This is a genomic window from Microbispora sp. NPDC049633, from assembly GCF_040675265.1.
GTDB classification, from domain to species: Bacteria; Actinomycetota; Actinomycetes; order Streptosporangiales; family Streptosporangiaceae; genus Microbispora; species Microbispora maris.
This window is the reverse complement of the sequence record NZ_JBFAOO010000058.1, coordinates 1-17596: the sequence shown is the minus strand read 5'-3', so window position 1 is coordinate 17596 and position 17596 is coordinate 1. Positions and strand designations below refer to the sequence as shown.

At 71.9% G+C, this 17596-nt stretch carries 15 protein-coding genes; 13 read left to right on the top strand and 2 right to left on the bottom strand.

From position 1 onward, the window contains the following. The first annotated feature begins 81 nt into the window (after positions 1 to 81). Positions 82 to 1239 (top strand): dTDP-4-amino-4,6-dideoxygalactose transaminase, encoded by a 1158-nt coding sequence (gene rffA / locus AB0J39_RS17510; protein ID WP_363465560.1) that lies wholly within the window; start codon positions 82 to 84, stop codon positions 1237 to 1239. After that, positions 1236 to 1997: a GNAT family N-acetyltransferase gene (locus AB0J39_RS17505; protein ID WP_363465557.1), complete on the top strand. Its 762-nt coding sequence runs from the start codon at positions 1236 to 1238 to the stop codon at positions 1995 to 1997. The genes rffA and AB0J39_RS17505 overlap by 4 nt, the downstream gene beginning before the upstream one ends. Here the strand turns inward: AB0J39_RS17505 and AB0J39_RS17500 are convergent. Continuing rightward, positions 1960 to 2940 (bottom strand): glycosyltransferase family 2 protein, encoded by a 981-nt coding sequence (locus AB0J39_RS17500; protein ID WP_363465555.1) that lies wholly within the window; start codon positions 2938 to 2940, stop codon positions 1960 to 1962. The two genes, AB0J39_RS17505 and AB0J39_RS17500, sit on opposite strands and share 38 nt — an antisense overlap. Positions 2941 to 3030: 90 nt before the next feature. On the opposite strand from AB0J39_RS17500, the gene AB0J39_RS17495 reads away from it, so the two are divergent. The 4 genes from AB0J39_RS17495 (at position 3031) to AB0J39_RS17480 (ending at position 6961) form a co-directional block, all read left to right on the top strand. Further along, positions 3031 to 3480 carry a GtrA family protein gene (locus AB0J39_RS17495; RefSeq protein ID WP_363465553.1) on the top strand — a complete coding sequence of 150 codons (450 nt, stop codon included), beginning with the start codon at positions 3031 to 3033 and terminating at the stop codon, positions 3478 to 3480. Positions 3481 to 3624: 144 nt separating this feature from the next. After that, entirely contained in the window at positions 3625 to 4692 is a 1068-nt protein-coding gene (locus AB0J39_RS17490) for a glucose-1-phosphate thymidylyltransferase (RefSeq protein ID WP_363465550.1), read from the top strand. Further along, a complete protein-coding gene (rfbB, locus tag AB0J39_RS17485; RefSeq protein WP_363465548.1) occupies positions 4689 to 5666 on the top strand; it encodes a dTDP-glucose 4,6-dehydratase in 978 nt (325 codons plus the stop codon). Before AB0J39_RS17490 ends, rfbB begins: the two co-directional genes overlap by 4 nt. 38 nt (positions 5667 to 5704) lie before the next feature. After that, complete coding sequence (locus AB0J39_RS17480; protein ID WP_363465545.1) at positions 5705 to 6961, top strand: nucleotide sugar dehydrogenase; 1257 nt, start codon at positions 5705 to 5707, stop codon at positions 6959 to 6961. A 51-nt stretch (positions 6962 to 7012) separates the two neighbouring features. Here AB0J39_RS17480 and AB0J39_RS17475 read toward each other — a convergent pair whose 3' ends face one another. Then, complete coding sequence (locus AB0J39_RS17475) at positions 7013 to 7684, bottom strand: peptidoglycan recognition family protein (protein WP_363465543.1); 672 nt, start codon at positions 7682 to 7684, stop codon at positions 7013 to 7015. Between the two features lie 602 nt (positions 7685 to 8286). Between AB0J39_RS17475 and AB0J39_RS17470 the strand changes: the two genes are divergently transcribed. The 7 genes from AB0J39_RS17470 to AB0J39_RS17440 all read left to right on the top strand — a co-directional run. Continuing rightward, positions 8287 to 9642 carry an MFS transporter gene (locus AB0J39_RS17470; protein ID WP_363465540.1) on the top strand — a complete coding sequence of 452 codons (1356 nt, stop codon included), beginning with the start codon at positions 8287 to 8289 and terminating at the stop codon, positions 9640 to 9642. Between the two features lie 199 nt (positions 9643 to 9841). Next, positions 9842 to 11959: a molybdopterin oxidoreductase family protein gene (locus tag AB0J39_RS17465; RefSeq protein ID WP_363465537.1), complete on the top strand. Its 2118-nt coding sequence runs from the start codon at positions 9842 to 9844 to the stop codon at positions 11957 to 11959. Beyond that, positions 11956 to 13365, top strand: a complete 1410-nt coding sequence (locus AB0J39_RS17460) for an FAD-dependent oxidoreductase (RefSeq protein WP_363465536.1) — start codon at positions 11956 to 11958, stop codon at positions 13363 to 13365. The genes AB0J39_RS17465 and AB0J39_RS17460 overlap by 4 nt, the downstream gene beginning before the upstream one ends. Further along, on the top strand, positions 13362 to 15812 hold the full coding sequence (gene nirB, locus AB0J39_RS17455) for a nitrite reductase large subunit NirB (protein WP_363465534.1): 2451 nt from the start codon (positions 13362 to 13364) through the stop codon (positions 15810 to 15812). The genes AB0J39_RS17460 and nirB overlap by 4 nt, the downstream gene beginning before the upstream one ends. Then, entirely contained in the window at positions 15812 to 16168 is a 357-nt protein-coding gene (gene nirD, locus AB0J39_RS17450) for a nitrite reductase small subunit NirD (protein ID WP_363465532.1), read from the top strand. The genes nirB and nirD overlap by 1 nt, the downstream gene beginning before the upstream one ends. Further along, positions 16165 to 17328 carry a uroporphyrinogen-III synthase gene (locus AB0J39_RS17445; protein ID WP_363465529.1) on the top strand — a complete coding sequence of 388 codons (1164 nt, stop codon included), beginning with the start codon at positions 16165 to 16167 and terminating at the stop codon, positions 17326 to 17328. Before nirD ends, AB0J39_RS17445 begins: the two co-directional genes overlap by 4 nt. Beyond that, on the top strand, positions 17325 to 17596 hold a 272-nt coding region (locus AB0J39_RS17440), incomplete at its 3' end, for a CbiX/SirB N-terminal domain-containing protein (RefSeq protein ID WP_363465526.1). The genes AB0J39_RS17445 and AB0J39_RS17440, both read left to right, overlap by 4 nt.

Below are 17596 nucleotides of genomic sequence, written 5' to 3'. Positions count from 1 at the left end.
CCGGTAAGGCTTACGTCATGACATCCCTAGGGCGAGTGGTCGCGGCCGTGCCGGTCGGCCGGGCCGTTGTTCACTGCCGAAGTGAGCACAACCAGCCTGACCGAGGTCCCCTTCAACCGGACCCTCGTTTGCGACAACGAGGTCCGCTACCTCGCCGAGGCCGTACGCCAGGGGTCCACCTGCGGCGACGGGCCGTTCACCCGCAGAGCCACCGCGCTCCTGCGTGAGCTGACCGGCGCCGGTCACGCGCTGCTGACCACCTCCTGCACGCACGCGCTGGAGATGTCGGCGATCCTGCTCGACCTGCGGCCCGGCGACGAAGTGATCATGCCCTCGTTCACCTTCGTGTCCACCGCCAACGCGTACGCCCTGCGCGGTGCGGTGCCGGTCTTCGTCGACTGCCGGCCCGACACCCTCAACATCGATGAACGCCTGATCGAGGCCGCCGTCACCGACCGCACCCGGGCGGTGGTGGTCGTTCACTACGCGGGCGTGGCCTGCGAGATGGACGCCGTACGCGCCCTCGCCGCCCGGTACGGCCTGGCCGTGATCGAGGACAACGCCCATGGCCTGGGCGGTTTCTACCGGGACCGGCCTCTCGGGTCCTTCGGATCCATGGCGGCGCAGAGCTTCCACGCGACGAAGAACGTGCAGTGCGGGGAGGGCGGGGCCCTGCTGCTGCAGGACGCCGGTCTCGTCGCGCGGGCGGAGATCATCCGGGAGAAGGGCACCGACCGCAGCCGCTTCTTCCGCGGCCAGGTGGCCAAGTACCAGTGGGTCGACATCGGCTCCAGCTACTTGCCCTCGGATGTCCTCGCCGCCATGCTGACGGCGCAGCTGGAGTCGTTCGACCAAATACAGGCTCGGCGTCACGCGGCATGGCAGGCCTACCACGAGGGACTGTCGGAGTGGGCGGCGGACAACGGCGTCGCCCAGCCGGTGGTGCCGGACGACCGCCAGCATCCGGCACACCTCTACTACCTGCTGCTGCCCGGCCTGCACCACCGGCAGGCGTTCATCGCTCACCTGGCCGAGGCCGGCGTGCAGGCGACGTTTCACTACCAGCCGTTGCACAACGCCCCGGCGGGCCTGCGTCACGGGCGCACCGCCCCCGGCGGCTGCCCCGTCACCGAGAACGTCGCGGACCGGCTCGTACGGCTGCCGCTGTTCGCCGGACTCGGCGACGCCGATGTCGCGCGGGTGATCGAGGCCGCGCGCGGCTACAGGGCGGGCCGATGAGCTGGCGAGACGTGATGGAGGCCGGCGCGGTGCTGACGGTGCCGTCGCCGGTGGAGTCCGCGAGGTTCGGCCGTTCGATCGAGCGTCTCACCGTCGCCGCCTCGTCCCCGGCACCGCTGGAGGCCATCCGGGAGGCGGTTACGCGCTCGGCGGCGGACGTCGTCATCCTGCGGTACCCGGCCGAGTGCGTCGGCTGGTTCGCCGGGCTGACGACCCTCGGCCGCACGGCCGTGCTGGCCGATTCGCTCGTCTACTGGCGACTGCGGGCGGGGGAGGGCCGCAGGCCCCAGCCGGTGGACGGCCTGGCCGTGGACGGCGTGCCGGAAGCGGCGGAGGTGCGCGCCTTCGTCAGGCGGACCTTCGGGGCGTACGGCAACCATTACCTCGCCAACCCGCTTCTCGACGCGGCGGACGCGGCCGAGGGTTACGAGGAGTGGGCTCTGCGATCGGCGGCGCGGGACGGATGCGTGACCCTGCGCGGCCCGGACGGCGTGCTGGCACTCGCCACGACCGAGGAGGACGGCCCGCGCACCGAGATCCTGCTCGCCGGTGTGACCCCCGCGGCGCAGGGGCGCGGGGTCTACGCGCACCTGCTCGCGGCGGTCGAGGACCGCGCCGCCGCACGCGGCGCGGCCGAGGTCGTCATCTCCACCCAGGGGCACAACACGCGCGTGCAGCGGGCGTGGGCGCGGTACGGGTTCGAGCCGGTCCACACCCTCCTCACCGTGCATCTGATCCGGGGCTCGCTGCCGCACTGACCACGGACGCCTGCCGGGGCGGGGAGCCGGCCCGCTCGCGGATCACGTAGGTCGGACGGCCCATGCCGCCGCCGTGAATGCGTCCGATGTACTCCCCGAGCACGCCGATCGAGATCAGTTGCGCGGCGGAGAACAGGGCGACCATCGAGGCCAGCGTGGTGAACCCGGCGACCGTGATGCCTCCGATGAGGAAGCGCCACAAGACCGCGCCGCCGAGCAGGAGCCCCACGATGCCTACGAGAAACCCCAGGTAGCTGGCCGCCCTGAGCGGTGCCGCGCTGTACCCGACCAGCATGTTCAGGGTGTGCCGGACGAGCAGCCGGGGCGTGTAGTTGGACCTGCCGTGGCCGCGCTCGTCCATGTGCACCGACGCGGAACCGACCCGGGTGGTCGCCCACGACAGCGCCACGTCGACGGAGGCGTGCGGCCCGGTCAGGCCCTCGAACGCGTCCCGCAGCGGGGTGCGGAAGGCGCGGAACGCGCTGATCGCCCGCGCGGCGCCGACGCCGAGCGTGGCGGCCATTCCCGCCTTCACCGAACGCGACGCGAAGCTGCGCAGGAACCCGTGCTCCTCCTGGTACGGCACGCCGTACACCAGGTCGAGCCGCTCCAGTTCCAGCGCGTCCAGCAGGATCGGGATCTCCTCCGGCGGGTGCTGCAGGTCGTCGTCCATGGTGACCACCACGTCGAACCGCGCCTCCCGGATGCCGGCCACCAGGGCGTTGTGCTGCCCGTAGTTGCGGGACAGGTGGAGGGCGCGCACGCCGTCCACCTCGCGGGCCAGCCGGGACGCGGTGGCCCAGGTGTCGTCCGGGCTGCCGTCGACGACGAGGATCACCTCGTGCGGCGGGGACACCCGGCGCAGCACCGGCATGAGTCTGGCGACCAGCGACGGGAGGGTCCGCGCTGAGCGATAACACGGAATAACCACCGACACCGACATCGATTCCCCTGGTTCGTTAGCGCGGTTCACTGGCACCGGCGATTACACTCCTGCTGACCGGCGTCGGCAGCAAACCGGAGTGAATCAATCATGCTCGAACTGGAAAGCCGGAGTGCCCGGAAAACCCGGGTCGCGGCCCTTCCGGCTTTTCTCGGCCAGCGCATCACATACCTGCTGGCCGGCGCGGCAACGGCGGGGGTGTATTACGTTCTTCTTGGCCTGGGTTTGCTGCTGACCAGGAACTCGGTGCCCTATCTTTTCCTCGTCGTGGGTTGCCATTTCGTCACCGTGGTGGCCGTCTACCCGGCGTACCGGCTCGTCGTCTTCCGCGGCTGCGCAGTCGGCTGGATCAGCGGCTACCTGCGCTTCTACGTCGTAGGGCTGACCTTCCTCGGCGTGTCCGTAGTGGGACTGCCGCTCATGGTGGAGTTCGCCGGGATCCCGCTCATGGTGGCGCAGGCCCTGATAATCCTGCTGAGCCCGCCGCTGAGTTACCTCGCCAACCGGTTCTGGGCTTTCCGGGCGACCGGCAACGTCTGAGCTCGGCAACCCGCGTCACGCCGTACGGCAAAACGGGGAGCGGCGATCCGCGTCCGATTGCGGCGACTGTTATTTTCGGGCGGTCGGCCGCCCGGAACCGCGGATCGCCCGGCCGGCCAACTTCTGGGGGAAGGAACCCAAAACGTGAAGGCACTCGTTCTGGCGGGGGGAAAGGGAACGCGGCTGCGCCCGCTGACCCACACCTCGGCCAAGCAACTCGTCCCGGTCGCGAACAAGCCGGTGCTCTTCTACGGTCTGGAGGCGATCAGGGACGCCGGCATCACCGACGTGGGGATCATCGTCGGCGACTCGGGCCGGGAGGTCCGCGAGGCCGTCGGCGACGGCTCGGCGTTCGGGCTCGACGTCACCTACATCCAGCAGGAGGCGCCGCTCGGGCTGGCGCACTGCGTCCTCGTCGCGCGGGAGTTCCTCGGCGACGACCCGTTCGTCATGTACCTGGGCGACAACTTCCTGGTCGGCGGCATCGGCGGCCTGGTCGACGCCTTCCGCGCGGAGGACTGCGACGCCCGCATCCTGCTCACCCGGGTGGCCGAGCCGCAGTTCTACGGCGTCGCCGAACTCGGTCCGGGCGGGGAGATCGTCGCGCTGGAGGAGAAGCCCGAGCACCCGCGCAGCGACCTGGCGATCGTCGGGGTCTACACGTTCTCTCCCGCGATCCACGAGGCCGTGCGCGCGATCACGCCGTCCGCCCGGGGCGAGCTGGAGATCACGGACGCGATCAAATGGCTCGTCGACACCGGCCACCGCGTGCGGTCGCACCTCGTCACCGGATACTGGCGCGACACCGGCAGGCTGCAGGACATGCTGGAGTGCAACCGCATCGTGCTGGAGGCGGTCGAGTCCGACGTCGCGGGCACGGTGGACGGGCTGTCGGAGGTCAGCGGGCGCGTCGTGATCGCCCCCGGCGCCGTCGTGGAGGGCTCGGTCATCCGCGGTCCCGTGGTGATCGGCGCCGACACCAAGATTATCGGCTCGTACGTCGGGCCGTACACCTCCATCGGCGAGCGCTGTGTGATCGAGGACGCCGAGGTGGACTACAGCATCGTGCTCGCCGACTCGGCCGTCCGGGGCGTCTGCGGCATGACCCACTCGCTGATCGGCCGCAACGCGGAGGTCACGCGGGCGACCGGGGTGCCCAACTCCTACCAGCTCATGATCGGAGACCACAGTAAAGTGCAGGTGCGCGCGTGAAGCTCCTCATCGCCGGCGCGGCCGGGTTCATCGGCTCCCACTACGTCCGCTCGCTGCTGTCGGGCGCCTACCCCGGCTACGAGGACGCCGAGGTCACGGTGCTGGACAGGCTCACCTACGCCGGCAACCCGGCCAACCTGGCACCTGTCGAGGCCGACCCGCGGTTCACGTTCGCGTACGGCGACGTGTGCGACGCGGAGCTGCTGGCCGAGCTGGTCCCCGGGCACGACGTGGTCGTGAACTTCGCCGCCGAGACCCACGTCGACCGCTCGATCACCGGTGCGGGCGACTTCGTGACGACCAACGTGCTGGGCACGCAGCGGCTGCTGCAGGCCGCCCTGGAGGCGGGCGTGCGCACGTTCGTCCAGGTGTCCACCGACGAGGTGTACGGCTCGATCGACGAGGGGACGTGGACGGAGGCGGAGCCGCTGCTGCCGAACTCGCCCTACTCGGCCGCCAAGGCCGGGGCCGACCTGTTCTGCCGCGCCTACCACCGCACGTACGGGCTGGACGTCCGGCTGACCCGGTGCTGCAACAACTACGGGCCGTACCAGTACCCGGAGAAGGTCCTCCCGCTGTTCGTCACCAATCTGATCGACGGGCGGCCCGTGCCGTTGTACGGCGACGGCCGCAACGTGCGGGAGTGGCTGCACGTGGACGACCACTGCCGGGGCATCCAGCTCGTGCTGGACAAGGGGGCGCCCGGCGAGATCTACAACATCGGCGGCGGGACCGAGCTGAGCAACATCGATCTCACCCGCCGGATCCTGGACGCCTTCGGCGCCGGCTGGGAGATGGTCGAGCGCGTGCCCGACAGGCCGGGGCACGACCGGCGCTACGCGCTGGACAGCGGCAAGATCCGCGCGATCGGCTACGAGCCGCGGGTGGACTTCGACGAGGGGCTCGCGGACCTCGTGCGCTGGTACCGGGACCACCAGGACTGGTGGCGCCCGCTGGTCAACCGCCGCGGCTGAGACGGCACATCGTGACAGACAAGGGACGGGGGTCCTTGATGGAGAAACTGGTCGTGGTCGGGCAGGGGTATGTCGGCCTGCCGCTGGCCGTCCGCGCGGTGGACGCCGGATTCGACGTGGTGGGCGTCGAGGTGGACGAGTGGCGGGTCAAGCGGCTCAACGCCGCCCAGTCGTACGTCGAGGACGTCGGCGACGACGCGCTCGCGGCGGCGCACGCGACGGGCCGCTACCGGGCCAGCGCCGACTACGCCGACGCCGAGGGCTTCGACGTCTGCGTGATCACCGTGCCGACGCCGCTGACCGACGGCGTGCCCGACCTCAGCCACATCTCGTCGGCCGGCCGGTCGCTGGCGCCACGCCTGCGGCCGGGCGCGACCGTGGTGCTGGAGTCCACCACCTATCCAGGCACCACGGAGGAGTACCTGCGGCCGATCCTGGAGGAGGGGTCGGGCCTGCGCGCTCCCGGAGACTTCCACCTGGGCTACAGCCCCGAGCGGATCGACCCCGGCAACGCCCGGTGGCGTCTGGAGAACACGCCGAAGGTCGTCTCCGGCCTCGACGAGGCATCCCTGACGAAGGTCCGCGCCTTCTACGAGGCCGTCGTCGAGCGGGTCGTCCCCGTGTCCTCGCCCCAGGTGGCCGAGTTGTGCAAGCTCCTGGAGAACACCTTCAGGCACGTCAACATCGCCCTGGTCAACGAGCTTTCGGTATTCGCGCGGCAGCTCGGCATCGACGTGTGGGAGGCCATCGACGCCGCCTCGACGAAGCCGTTCGGTTTCATGCGCTTCACCCCGGGGCCCGGCGTCGGCGGCCACTGCCTGCCCATCGACCCGTCGTACCTGTCCTGGAAGGTCAAGCGCAGCCTCGGGCACAACTTCCGGTTCGTGGAGCTGGCCAACGACGTCAACGACCACATGCCCGCGCACGTCGCCGACCGGCTGGTCCTGGCGTTGAACGACCGGCGCAAGGCCGTGAACGGCAGCCGCGTGCTCCTGCTCGGCCTGTCGTACAAGAAGAACACCGGCGACTGCCGCGAGTCCCCGGCGCTGGAGGTGGCCAGGCACCTGCGCAAGCTGGGCGCGGACGTGCGCGCGGCCGACCCGCACGTCGACCTCGCCCTCGTGCCGGAAGGGGTGGCGCTCGCCGAGGCGTCGGCGCGGGAGATCGCGATGGCCGACGCCGTCGTGATCCTCACCGACCACGACTGCTTCGACTACGCCCTGGTCCAGCGCGGGAGCGCCTTCGTCCTCGACACCCGCAACCGCTGCCGGGGGCCCAACGTCGAGCGGCTGTGACACCGCCACCACGGGCGGCTCCCCGCAGGAGGGGGGCCGCCCGTGCCGTACTCAGCGGGACAGGTCGTGCGGGCCCACGGCCGGACCGTGCTCGTACGGCAGGTCACCGATGAGCGCGACCCCCTCGTAGGCGCCGTCCGGCAGCGCGAGCCGCGGTGGCGGGGGCTCGTCCCGTCCGGACCCGCGACCGCCGAGACGGCGGGCGACGTCGTCGCGCAGCCGTGGCAGGTAGGCGTAGAGGCGGTCGCCCGGGCAGGCGGTCCGGTTGAGGTCGCGGTGGCCGATGACGGCCTCGTGCGGGTCGAGGTCGTACACGTCGCACAGCCAGGCGAGCAGGGTGGTGAGCGCGGACAGCTGCCGGGCCGGGGGGAGGACAGAGGTGTAGGTCCCCTCGGTCTCGATGCCCAGCGTGTGGTCGTTGTGGTCGGCCGCCTGCGCGCCCAGCACGTGCCTGCCCGCCTCGACGGCCGGCAGCGAGCGGTTGCGGCCCTCCATCACGTATCCGCCCCGGCTGACGGTGAACTGCTCACCGATGTCCTCCCAGCCGTTGCGCCGCATGTGGTAGCGCTGGATCGACCGGGACAGCCGGAAGGCGGCGTCGAGGTCGGTCGCGCCGGTGTTCGCCGTCGCCGTGTGGTGGACGACGAGCCGGTCGGGCGCCCGGTCGAGTACGTCGGCCTTGCTCCTCGGCGGGTCGGCCTTCCAGTCGGACCGGGTGTACACGCGCGGCCGTCTTGGGCGGTTTCCCGCCCACACGGGCGTGGCGACGGCGACGATTCCACCGTGTGCGGCCAGAAGCGCCGGCAGCAGGAACCCCGACCTAAGGAACGCGCGGCGTGAAACCGCTGGCATCCGTCCTCCCCGAGTGCACGCGGACCCTCGGGGGGTCCTCGTCCGGCGGGAGGCGGCATCGGTATCCCCTTTCTCCGCCGCGGATATTCCTGCCTACGGAAAACCGGTCACATGTCAACCGAAATGTCCGCGCTATTTCCCGGGGAGAAACGCCGTAGTCCGGTCATGGAATGGCAGTACCGCGATCGCGGGAATGTCACGAAATTCCCCGTACGGGCCCGGATGCGGGCGCCACTGACCTTGTGTGACGACGGCCGGCCGGGCGGGGCCGCGCGACGTCACGCGGACGAAACGCGGACCACACGAGGGGCGGGCCCGTGTTAACTCGATGTTGCGTCCGTTATGCCTGTGGATTGCGTGTTTCGCGGGTGCGGCACATGTAACGGCCGCACGGTCACGCATGGTCAAAGTGCGTAACGCGCTCTCCCTAGCTTCTGGTACCGGCCCCAGATGCGAAAGACGCGGGAGGAACGATGACGGCGACGCAGGCGGCGACACCCGGGAAGGGCCGCTGGATCGGTGACTGGCGACCGGACGACTCCGTCTTCTGGGAGAGCACCGGCAAGAAGGTGGCCCGGCGGAACCTGATGTTCTCGATCCTGGCCGAACACCTCGGATTCACCCTGTGGACCGTGTGGAGCATCGTCGCCGTCAAGCTCGGCGCCTACAAGTTCTCCACCGACCAGCTCTTCTGGATCGTGTCGCTGCCCAACCTGGTGGGCTCCGCGCTGCGCATCCCCTACACCTTCGCACCCGCCCGGTTCGGCGGCCGGAACTGGACCGTGGTCAGCGCGCTGCTGCTGCTGGTGCCCGCCGGCCTGCTGGCGGTGGCGGTGAACGACCCCGGCACGCCCTACTGGGCCTTCCTGGTGATCGCGGCGACGGCCGGGCTCGGCGGCGGCAACTTCGCCTCCAGCATGGCCAACATCACCCACTTCTACCCACAGAACAGGCAGGGCGCCGCCCTCGGCCTGAACGCGGCCGGCGGCAACATCGGCGTCAGCTCCGTGCAGTTGCTGATGCCGCTGGTCATCGCGGGGTTCGGGCTGGCCGCCGCCGGGTTGTTCTGGGTGCCGTTCATCCTGGCCGCCGCCGCCGGGGCGTACTTCTGCATGGACAACCTCACCTCGGCCAAGGCGGAGCCGCGGGAGATGGCCAAGGCGGCCGGCCGGGCGCAGACGTGGATCATGTCGGTCCTCTACATCGGCACGTTCGGCTCGTTCATCGGCTACTCGACCGCGTTCCCGCTGCTGATCAAGTCGCAGTTCCCGGAGCAGGCCGCGCTGACCTCGCTCGCGTTCCTCGGCCCGCTGGTCGGCTCGGTCATCCGGCCCATCGGCGGCTGGCTGTCGGACCGCCTCGGCGGGGCCTCGGTGACGTTCTGGAACTTCGCCGCGATGATCATCTCGGTCCTGCTCGTCTGGCAGGCCATGACCGCGCACAGCATCGCGCTGTTCTTCGCCGCCTTCATGCTGCTGATCGGCACCGCGGGCGTCGGCAACGGCTCCACCTACCGGATGATCCCGGCGATCTTCCGGGCGAAGGCGGTCGCGGGCGTCGAGCCCGGCACCCCGGCGTACGAGGAGGCGCTGGCGACCGGCAAGCGCGACGCGGCGGCGGCCATCGGGTTCATCTCCGCGATCGGCGCCTTCGGCGGGTTCTTCATCAACCGCGGGTTCGGCAGCTCCATCGCCGCCACCGGCGGCGCGGGGGCCGCGCTGGCGGCCTTCGCCGCCTTCTACGCGATCTGCTTCGCGCTCACCTGGTTCTGCTACATGCGCACCCTCGGCGCGAAGGGCGCGCCGAGCCTGGCGGCCGCCCGCGTGTGACCTTCCGATGCGGGCGCCCGAGCGGCGCCCGCACTTTCCGGACCGATGCCTCACAAGCGGCGACAGCACAAGTGAGCTTTCGAGACGACGGGGTCTCTCACACGCCGCGCACGCCGAAGTTAGCGCGGTTGGCGCCTTGTAGCACAGCGGTAACAGAAGGGACCCAGCGGTGAAACCGCCTGTCAGCACCATCGGATCCATGCCGATCTCACTCCACGCTCCCGGGCCTGTGATCTCACAGGCCGCCGCGGACACGACCGTGGGCTCGGCCACGCACTGCCCGTACTGCGCCCTGCAGTGCGGCATGTACGTGTCGAAGGGGGAGATCACCCCGCGGGAGGACATCCCGGCCAACGCCGGCGGCCTGTGCCAGAAGGGCTGGACGGCGGCCGAACTGCTGACCTCGCCCGAACGGCTCACCACTCCGCTGCTGCACGGCAGCCCGGTGAGCTGGGACGAGGCGCTCGACTACGTCGCCGCCCGGATCGAGGCCGTCAGGGCCGGGCACGGGCCGGACGCCGTGGCGGTGTTCGGCGGCGGCGGACTGACCAACGAGAAGGCCTACCAGCTCGGCAAGTTCGCCAGGGTGGCGCTGCGGACCAGCCAGATCGACTACAACGGCAGGTTCTGCATGTCGTCGGCGGCGGCCGCGGTCAACCGCGCCTTCGGCATGGACCGGGGGCTGCCGTTCCCCATCACCGACATCGCCCGCGCGGACGCCGTCCTGTTCGCCGGGGGCAACGTCGCCGAGACGATGCCCCCCTTCGTGCGGCACCTGACCGCGATGCGGTCCAGGGGCGGCAGGCTCGTCGTCGTCGACCCGCGACTCACCCAGACCGCCAAGATGGCCGACCTGCACCTGCAGGTCACCCCGGGCACCGACCTCGCGCTGGCGCTCGGCCTGCTGCACATCGCGATCGCCGACGGGTACGCCGACCTGGACTACCTGGCCGCCCGCACGACCGGCTTCGAGGCGGTGCGCACCTCCGTCTCGGCCTGGTGGCCCGAGCGGGTGGAGCGCGTCACCGGCGTCCCGGTCGCCCGGATGCGCGAGGCCGTACGGATCCTCGGCGAGGCGGGGCGCGCAATGGTGCTGACCGGGCGGGGCGCCGAGCAGCACGCCAAGGGCACCGACACGGTCACCGCGTTCGTCAACCTGGCGCTCACCCTCGGCCTGCCGGGCCGTGAGGGCTCCGGCTACGGCTGCGTGACCGGCCAGGGCAACGGCCAGGGCGGCAGGGAGCACGGCCAGAAGGCCGACCAGCTCCCCGGTTACCGCAAGATCGACGACCCGGCGGCGCGGGCGCACGTCGCGGCCGTCTGGGGGATCGACCCCGCCGACCTGCCCGGCCCCGGCCGGTCGGCGTACGAGCTGCTGGACGCGCTCGGCACGCCGGAGGGACCGAAGGCGCTGCTGCTGTTCGGCTCCAACCCCGTCGTGTCGGCGCCGCGCGCCGGGCACGTCGCGCGCCGGCTGGAGGCGCTGGACCTGCTCGTGGTCTGCGACTTCGTGCTGTCGGAGACCGCGGCCATGGCCGACGTCGTGCTGCCCACGACCCAGTGGGCCGAGGAGTCGGGCACGATGACCAACCTGGAGGGCCGGGTCCTGCTGCGGCGCAAGGCCGCCGCGCCCCCACCGGGCGCGCGCACCGACCTGGAGGTCCTGCGGGGCCTCGCCGAGCGGCTCGGCTGCGGCGAGAAGTTCCCCGCCGACCCGCGCACGGTCTTCGACGAGCTGCGCCGGGCCTCGGCCGGGGGCGTCGCCGACTACTCCGGCATCACCTACGAGCGGATCGCGGCCGAGACCGGCGTGTTCTGGCCGTGTCCCGAGACGCCGGGGGAGCCCCACCCGGGAACCCCGCGGCCCTTCCTGGACGGCTTCGCCACCCCGGACGGCCGGGCACGCCTGGTGCCGGTGGACCACCGGCCGCCCGCCGAGGACGTGGACGAGGAGTTCCCTCTCTACCTGACCACCGGGCGGGTGCTCGCCCACTACCAGTCGGGGGCGCAGACGCGCCGGATCCGCCCGCTCACGCAGGCGTCGCCCGAGGTGTTCGTGGAGCTGCACCCGGACCTCGCCGAGCGGCTGGGCATCGGCCCCGGCGACCGCGTCCGGGTGCGCAGCCGCCGGGGCGCCGCCGAGGGCGCCGCCCGGGTGAACGCCTCGATCCGGCCGGACACGCTGTTCATGCCGTTCCACTGGGAGGGCGTCAACCTGCTCACCAACCCGGCGCTGGACCCCACGTCGCGGATGCCGGAGTTCAAGGTGTGCGCCGCCGCCATCGAGCGCTGCGAAGACGGGGAGCGTGTCGCATGAGACTCGTTGTGATAGGGAACGGGATGGCGGGCTCGCGCCTGGTCAGCGAGGTCCGCGCCCGGGACAAGGACGTGAGGATCACGGTGTTCGGCGCCGAGGCCTGGCAGCCGTACAACCGGGTGCTGCTGTCGAACGTGGTGGCCGGCACGTCGAGCCCGGACCAGGTCCGGCTGCTCGACCCTCGCTGGTACGGCGAGCACGACGTGACCGCCCGTCTCGGCGTCGCGGTCACCGCCATCGACCGGGACTGCCAGACGGTGGTCGCCGCCGACGGGACGCGTGAGCCGTACGACGTGCTCGTGCTCGCCACGGGCAGCGAGGCGGTGGTCCCGCCGATCCCCGGCGTGGAGCGGGCGACGGCGTTCCGCACGCTGGACGACTGCGAGCGGATCAGGGAGGCCGCCGCGAGCGCGCGCAGCGCGGTCGTGGTCGGCGGCGGGCTGCTCGGCATCGAGGCGGCGCGCGGCCTGGCCGGGCGGGGCGTCCCGGTGACGCTGCTGCACCTGGCCGGCCACCTGATGGAGCGCCAGCTCGACGAGGAGGCCGGGCTCATCCTCCGCGAGACGCTCGACGCGCTCGGCGTGTCCATCCGCACGGGCGTCACCGTGAGCGCGATCCGCGAGCGGCACGTGGAGCTTGCCGGCGGTGAGCTGGTCGACGCCGGCCTGGTCGTGCTGGCCTGCGGCGTACGGCCGGTCGTCGGGCTCGCCCGCGACGCCGGGCTGGAGGTGGAGCGCGGGATCGTCGTGGACGACGAGCTGCGCACCGACGACCCGTCGATCTTCGCGATCGGGGAGTGCGCCCAGCACGCGGGCCGCGTCTACGGGCTGGTCGCCCCCGGCTGGGAGCAGGCGTCGGTCGTGGCCGACCTCGTCACCGGCGCGGACAAGGGCGCCCGTTACCGCGGCTCGCGGCTGGTCACCCGGCTGAAGGCCAAGAGCGTGGAGCTCGCGGCCATGGGGGAGACCCAGCTGACCGAGGACGAGGCGGAGATCGTCCGCTTCTCCCACCGGCACAAGGGCACCTACCGCAAGCTCGTCATCCGCGACGGCCGGCTGGTCGGCGCGATCCTGCTGGGCGAGACCTCCGCCGTGGGCACGCTGACCCAGCTGTTCGACCGCGGCGGGCCCCTGCCCGGCGACCGGACCGGGCTGCTGTTCCCCGACATCGCGGGCGTGGGCGGCGCGGCCGTGGCCGACAACCCCACCCGGATGCCGGACTCGGCCCGGGTCTGTCAGTGCAACAACGTGACGAAGGGCCAGATCAGGGCGTGCTGGGAGTCCGGCGCGCGGGACGTGGAGGCCGTGGCCGCCGCGACTCGGGCCACCACCGGGTGCGGCGGCTGCCGCGACGCGGTGGAGGGCATCGTCGGCTGGCTGTGTGAGCAGGAGGGCGTAAGCGCATGAGACTCGTCGTAGTGGGACACGGCCCGACGGCACACCGCCTGATCGAGACGCTGGCCGCCCGGGGCTTCGGCGGGACGGTCACCGTGTTCGGAGAGGAGCCCCGCCCGGCCTACGACCGGGTGGCGCTCACCTCCTACCTCAGCGGCAAGAGCGTCGAGGATCTCACTTATCCCGTGCCGGACGGCGTCACGGTCAGGACCGGCGTCCGCGTCACCGCGATCGACCGCGCGAACCGCACGGTCACCACCGACGCCGGCGACAGCGAGCCGTACGACGTGCTGGTGCTGGCCACCGGGTCGGCGCCGTTCGTGCCGCCCGTGCCGGGCAAGGATCTGCCGGGCTGCTTCGTGTACCGGACGATCGACGACCTGGACGCCATCAGGGAGGCGTCGCGGGACGCCCGCGCGGGCGTGGTCATCGGCGGGGGGCTGCTCGGCCTGGAGGCGGCCGACGCGCTGCGCGGGCTCGGGCTCGAGACGCACATCATCGAGATGAGCGGCTGGCTGATGCCCCGCCAGGTGGACGAGGGCGGCGGCTCGGTGCTGCGCGGCCACATCGAGGGGCTCGGGCTCGCCATCCACACAGGCGCGGGCGTGCGCTCGATCGAGGCCGGCCCGGACGGCCGGGTCGCGGCGCTGGTGAAGCCCGACGGCGAGGCGATCGACGCGCAGGTCGTGGTCTTCTCCGCCGGCATCCGGCCGCGCGACGAGCTCGCCCGCGACTGCGGCCTGGAGGTCGGCGAGCGCGGCGGCATCGTGGTCGACGCGGGCATGCGCACCTCCGACGAGCACGTCTACGCCATCGGCGAGTGCGCCCTGGCGGGCGGCATGGTCTACGGCCTCGTCGGGCCCTGCAACACCCAGGCGGAGGTGGCCGCCGAGCGCATCATGAGCGGGCCGGCCGCCTTCACCGGCGCCGACATGTCCACCAAGCTCAAGCTGCTCGGCGTGGAGGTCGCGCAGTTCGGCGCCATGTCGGGGGCGCTCGACGTCACCTACATGGACCCCGTGGGCGGCGTCTACAAGCGGCTGTTCATCAGCGACGACGCCAAGACCCTGCTCGGCGGCATCTGCGTCGGCGACGCCGGGCCGTACAACGCGCTGCGGCCGTTCGTCGGCAAGCCGCTGCCCGGCGCGCCGAGCGACCTGCTGTTCGCCGGTGCGGGCAAGGCGTCGGTCGACCTGCCCGACGACGCGCAGGTCTGCTCCTGCAACAACGTGACGAAGGAGAGGATCTGCGCGGCCATCGCCGACAAGGGCCTGACCGACGTGCAGGGAATCAAGGACTGCACCCGGGCCGGCACCACCTGTGGCAGCTGCGTGCCGATGCTCAAGCAGATCCTGGTGAAGTCGGGCGTCGACGTCGGCAAGGCGCTGTGCGAGCACTTCTCCCACAGCAGGGCCGAGCTGTTCGACATCGTCAACGTCCGCGGCATCACCACGTTCTCCCAGCTCATCGCCGAGCACGGCACCGGCCGCGGCTGTGACATCTGCAAGCCGGTGGTCGCCTCGATCCTCGCCTCCCTCGGCCGCGGCCACATCCTCGACGGCGAGCAGGCCGCGCTGCAGGACACCAACGACCAGTTCCTGGCCAACATCCAGAAGAACGGCACCTACTCGGTCGTCCCGCGCATCCCGGGCGGCGAGATCACGCCCGACAAGCTCATCGTGATCGGCGAGGTGGCCCGCGACTTCGGGCTCTACACCAAGATCACCGGAGCGCAGCGCATCGACCTGCTCGGGGCCCGGGTCGAGCAGCTGCCCGCCATCTGGCGCCGGCTCGTCGACGCCGGCTTCGAGTCCGGGCACGCGTACGGCAAGGCCCTGCGGACGGTGAAGTCCTGCGTCGGGTCCACCTGGTGCCGGTACGGCGTGCAGGACTCGGTCGGCCTGGCCATCGCCCTGGAGCTGCGCTACCGGGGGCTGCGCTCGCCGCACAAGCTGAAGTCGGCCGTCTCCGGCTGCGCCCGCGAGTGCGCCGAGGCCCGGTCGAAGGACTTCGGCATCATCGCCACCGAGCAGGGCTGGAACCTCTACGTGGGCGGCAACGGCGGCTTCAAGCCCCGCCACGCCGACCTGCTCGCGTCCGACCTGTCCACCGACGACCTGGTCAGGACCATCGACCGGTTCCTGATGTTCTACATCCGCACCGCCGACCGGCTGCAGCGCACCGCGGCCTGGCTGGAGAACCTGGACGGCGGGCTCGACTACCTCCGTGAGGTGATCATGGAGGACTCGCTCGGCATCTGCGCGGAGCTCGACGCGCAGATGGAGCGGCACGTGTCCACGTACGTCGACGAATGGCGCGCCACCATCGAGGACCCCGACAAGCTGCGCCGCTTCGTCAGCTTCGTGAACGCCCCGGGCGTTCCCGACCCCTCGATCTCCTTCGAGACCGAGCGTGACCAGATCAAGCCGGTGCTTGTTCCCCTGGAGGTGACCCGCTGATGACCGTCCTCGACGCGACCCCGGCCCTTGCCGGCCACTGGACCCCGGTCTGCATCTACACCGACCTGCTGCCCGAGCGGGGCGCGGCGGTGCTCGTAGGCGACCGGCAGGTGGCCGTCTTCCGCGCCTTCGACGGCGCCCTGTACGCCCTGGGCAACCTCGACCCGTTCAGCGGGGCGCAGGTGATGTCGCGGGGCATCGTCGGCACCAGGAACGGCGAGCCGACCGTGGCCTCGCCGATGCACAAGCAGGTGTTCTCGCTGGTCACCGGCGTGTGCGTGGACGACCCCGGCGTCGCCGTACCGACCTATCCCATTCGAGTGACGGACGGAACCGTGGAGGTGAGCGTGGGATGACCACGCTGCTGGAGGAGGTGCCGATGACCCTTGAGACCGCGCCCGACGCGCTGGCCGGGTTCACGATCGGGGTGACGGCGACCCGCCGCAGCGAGGAGCTGGCCGCGCTCCTCGAGCGGCGGGGCGCCCGCGTCGTGCGGGCGCCCGCGATCCGCATCGTGCCGCTCGCGGAGGACGCCGGGCTGCTCGCCGCGACCCGGGCGTGCCTGGAGGCGCCCGTGGACGACGTGGTCATCACCACGGGCGTCGGCTTCCGGGGGTGGATGGCGGCGGCCGAGGGCTGGGGCCTGTCCGCCGACCTCAACGTCCACCTCGGGAAAGCGCGGCTGCTCGCGCGTGGTCCCAAGGCGCGCGGGGCCGTGCGGGCGGCCGGTCTGGTGGACTTCTGGACCCCGGCCACCGAGTCGTGCGACGAGGTCAAGGAGTACCTGCTCGCCCAGGACCTGCACGGCCGCCGCATCGCGGTGCAACTGCACGGCGAGCCGCTGGACGGCTTCGTCGCGTCGCTGCGGGAGGCGGGGGCCGAGGTGATCGAGGTGCCGGTCTACCGGTGGCTGCCCTACCGCGACACCTCGCCGCTGCGCCGCCTGATCAGCCAGGTGATCACCGGATCGGTGGACGCGGTGGCGTTCACCAGCGCTCCCGCGGTTATCGCGATGCTGGGCGCCGCCCGCGCCGACGGGCTGGAGGACGCGCTGCTGGCCGCGTTCGACACCCGCGTGGTGGCCGCCTGCGTCGGCCCGGTCACGGCCGGGCCGCTGACCCAGCGGGGCGTGCGGGCCGTCCAGCCCGACCGGGCCCGCCTCGGCGCGCTCGCCCGGACCCTCGCCCGCCACCTGCCGGAGAGCGGCGTGACGCGGCTCGTCGCCGGCGGGCACGACCTGGAGATCCGCGGCCACGCCGTGGTGGTCGACGGCGAGCTCAAGCCGCTGCCGCCCGCCCCGATGGCCGTGCTCAAGCGGCTCGCCGAGCGTCCCGGGCACGTGGTGAACCGGGCCGACCTGCGTGTCGTGCTGCCCGGCGGCCCCGCACGCGACTCGGCCGAGCACGCGGTCGAGATGGCCATCACCCGCCTGCGCCGGGCACTCGGCCCCGCGGGCATCGTCGAGACCGTCGTGAAGCGCGGCTACCGCCTGGCCTGCGGCCGGGACGAACGATGACGCCGGAGTCGGGGACCCCGACCCTGGTGATGGCGGCGCACGGCGCCCGCAGCGGCCACTGGGAGTCGGTCATGGACTCCCTCACGGCCCGGGTGCGCCGTGCCAGGCCCGCCGCACGGGTCGAACTCGGGTTCCTGGAGATCAGCGCGCCGCTGCTGTCCGACGTGCTGTCGCGGGTGCCGGGACCGGTCGTGGTGGTTCCCATGCTGCTCGCCGGGGGATACCACGCGCACATCGACCTGCCGGCCGTCGTCGCCCGCACCCGGCC

What these genes read in the sequence shown, in the direction of transcription:
- AB0J39_RS17505 (WP_363465557.1), top strand. Translation starts at nt 1,236, where the DNA reads ATGAGCTGGCGAGACGTGATGGAGGCCGGCGCGGTGCTGACGGTGCCG.
- AB0J39_RS17500 (WP_363465555.1), bottom strand. Translation starts at nt 2,940, where the DNA reads ATGTCGGTGTCGGTGGTTATTCCGTGTTATCGCTCAGCGCGGACCCTC.
- AB0J39_RS17495 (WP_363465553.1), top strand. Translation starts at nt 3,031, where the DNA reads ATGCTCGAACTGGAAAGCCGGAGTGCCCGGAAAACCCGGGTCGCGGCC.
- AB0J39_RS17480 (WP_363465545.1), top strand. Translation starts at nt 5,705, where the DNA reads ATGGAGAAACTGGTCGTGGTCGGGCAGGGGTATGTCGGCCTGCCGCTG.
- AB0J39_RS17470 (WP_363465540.1), top strand. Translation starts at nt 8,287, where the DNA reads ATGACGGCGACGCAGGCGGCGACACCCGGGAAGGGCCGCTGGATCGGT.
- AB0J39_RS17465 (WP_363465537.1), top strand. Translation starts at nt 9,842, where the DNA reads ATGCCGATCTCACTCCACGCTCCCGGGCCTGTGATCTCACAGGCCGCC.
- AB0J39_RS17460 (WP_363465536.1), top strand. Translation starts at nt 11,956, where the DNA reads ATGAGACTCGTTGTGATAGGGAACGGGATGGCGGGCTCGCGCCTGGTC.
- nirB (WP_363465534.1), top strand. Translation starts at nt 13,362, where the DNA reads ATGAGACTCGTCGTAGTGGGACACGGCCCGACGGCACACCGCCTGATC.
- nirD (WP_363465532.1), top strand. Translation starts at nt 15,812, where the DNA reads ATGACCGTCCTCGACGCGACCCCGGCCCTTGCCGGCCACTGGACCCCG.
- AB0J39_RS17445 (WP_363465529.1), top strand. Translation starts at nt 16,165, where the DNA reads ATGACCACGCTGCTGGAGGAGGTGCCGATGACCCTTGAGACCGCGCCC.